At 49.2% G+C, this 2,783-nt stretch carries 2 protein-coding genes; both read right to left on the bottom strand.

Annotated features, from left to right (window positions below):
* On the bottom strand, positions 1-486 hold a 486-nt coding region (locus VFS25_RS04585), incomplete at its 3' end, for a 3-hydroxyacyl-CoA dehydrogenase family protein (RefSeq protein ID WP_326460942.1).
* A gap of 246 nt (positions 487-732) precedes the next feature.
* On the bottom strand, positions 733-2,783 hold a 2,051-nt coding region (gene metG, locus VFS25_RS04580), incomplete at its 5' end, for a methionine--tRNA ligase (RefSeq protein WP_326460941.1).

Below are 2,783 nucleotides of genomic sequence, written 5' to 3'. Positions count from 1 at the left end.
AAAGAAGTGGGTGCCGCAGAAGTATTTTTTGAAATCGTCGCTACGGCCTTCAGTCATTAAATGAATGGGAATGCCGGATGTATTGGAAGTAATAAAGGTACCGGGCTTGCGGTATTTTTCTACCTGCTCAAACACGGAGCGCTTTATGTTTAAGTTCTCTACCACCACTTCTATTATCCAGTCGCAATCGGCAATACGGGGCATATCGTCTGTAAAGTTGCCGGTTTTTATGTGTTTTACCACGTCTTTGGTGAATACCGGCGAAGGGTTGCTTTTGAGTGCGGATTGCAGGGCTTCATTTACAATGCGGTTTTTCACAACGGGGCTGTCCGGGGTTAGCTTTTTGGCCTTTTCGGCTTCATTAAGCTCTTTTGGGGCAATATCCAGTAACAGTACCTGTACGCCTATGCCGGCAAAGTGGCAGGCAATACGGGAGCCCATTACGCCGGAACCCAGGACGGCAATTTTGTTGATGTGTCTTTTCATAGCTTTAGCTTTTAGCCATTGGCAGTTTAGCCATTTACGCGACTATTACCTTATTTTTTCGATTAATGAATTTACCATTTTTTGTATTTCATTTATCACGCAAAATTTTTTTTCTCCCTTTTCCTTTAAAGCCCCGGATGCCCGGTTGTTAGGAATAGTTGAAATGCGTTTCAAACCGGCAATAAAAAGCCGGTGCAAGTTATTTACACCGGCTTTTCTGAAAGCGTTAAAGGCCGACAGCTGTTCTCAGCTTACCCCGCTGCCTGGCGTTACCGTTTCTGCAGGGTTTACAAATACCAGCTTGCCATTGTCTTCTGCCATTAATATCATGCCCTGGCTTTCGATGCCCTTCATTTTACGGGGAGCCAGGTTAGCAACCAGGGTTACCTGCCTGCCCACAATTTCTTCCGGCTTAAAGTGCATGGCTATACCGGAAACGACTGTACGTTTTTCCGTACCTATATCTACCAGCAGCTTTAACAGTTTGTCGGCCTTGGCCACTTTTTCTGCTGCTACAATGGTGCCTACCCGCAGGTCCAGCTTGGCAAAATCGTCGTATTGTATTTCTGCTTTGGGCGGCACGGCAGGCGCTGCTGCTTCGGCGGCCGGTGTGGCAGATGCAGCTGCTGTTGTTTTCAGGCCGGCATGCAGCTTGTCTACCTGTGCTTTTACCTGTTCGTCTTCGATCTTTTTGAACAGCAGCTCCGGCGCGCGCAGGGTGTAGCCTACGCTTACCAGCTTCAGGCTGCCGGCATTTTCCCATTCCAGCATACGGTCTACCACCTTCAGCATATGACAGATTTTTTTCGCGGTAAAAGGCAAAAAGGGATTGCTGAAAATAGCCAGGTTGGCGGTAAGCTGTAAGCACAGGTGCAAACAGTTATCTATGAGCTTTTGATTTTGCGCCTGCAGCTCCGGCGTTTTTGCCAGGATCCAGGGTTGTTTTTCCTGCAGGTAACGGTTGCCTTCGCGGGCTACATTCATCATTTCCTGCAAGGCATCGCGGAAGCGGAAGTTTTCGAGCGCGTCTTCTATCTTTTGTTTGGCTTCCTTCAAAATAGCTGCCACTGCATCATCCTTATCGTCCTTTACATCCAGGTGAAAGGGCGGCACCTTGCTGTTGCACAGCTTATGCATCAACACCATGGTGCGGTTGACAAAGTTGCCCAAAATAGCTACCAGCTCGTTATTGTTGCGGTCCTGGAAGTCTTTCCAGGTAAAGTCGTTATCCTTGGTTTCCGGCGCAGTGCTGCACAGCACATACCGCAGCACATCCTGCTGGTCCGGGAAATCCTTTACATAGTCATGCACCCATACCGCCCAGTTACGGGAGGTAGATACCTTTTCCCCTTCAATGTTCAGGAACTCGTTAGCCGGCACATTTTCAGGCAGCACAAATCCACCGTGCGCCTTTAGCATGGCGGGGAAAATAATACAGTGGAAAACAATGTTGTCCTTGCCGATGAAGTGTACCAGCTTAGTATCGTCCTTACACCAGTAGTCGGCCCATTCAGGCGTAAGCTCTTTGGTGGCAGATATGTAGCCAATGGGCGCATCAAACCATACATACAGCACCTTGCCTTCTGCATTGGGCAAGGGCACCTTAATGCCCCAGTTGCTGTCGCGGGTCATGGCGCGGCTTTGCAGGCCGCTGTCCAGCCAGCTTTTGCACTGGCCGTACACGTTATTCTTCCACTCTTTATGACCTTCCAGCAGCCACTCCCGCAGCCAGGGTTCATAGTCCTGCAGCGGCATATACCAATGCTTTGTTTTTCTTTTTACCGGCACGGCGTCGCTAAGGGCGGAGCGCGGGTTAATCAGCTCATCCGGGCTCAGGGAAGAGCCGCAACGCTCGCACTGGTCGCCATAGGCTTTATCGTTGCCGCAATTAGGGCAGGTGCCTATAATGTAACGGTCGGCCAGGAACACCTGCTTTACCTCATCAAAATACTGCTCGCTTTCCTTTTCCTCAAAGCGGCCGTCGTTATACATTTTCAGGAAAAAGGCCGAAGCAGTTTCATGATGCACCTGCCTGGAGGTACGGGAAAAAATATCAAACGATATTCCCATATCTGCAAAGCTTTCGCTGATAATTTTGTAATACTTGTCTACAATATCCTGTGGGCTAACATTTTCCTGCATGGCTTTGATAGTAATGGGAACGCCATGTTCATCCGTACCGCCAATGAACTTTACATCGGCCTTTTTAGCGCGCAGGTAACGGACATAAATATCCGCAGGTAAATAACAGCCGGCCAGGTGACCAATGTGCACTGGTCCGTTGGCGTAGGGTAACG

This window comes from Chitinophaga sp. (assembly GCF_035761305.1).
Taxonomy (GTDB): domain Bacteria; phylum Bacteroidota; class Bacteroidia; order Chitinophagales; family Chitinophagaceae; genus Chitinophaga.
Note: the sequence above shows the minus strand (reverse complement) of the source record. Positions and strands in the feature narration are given on the sequence as shown.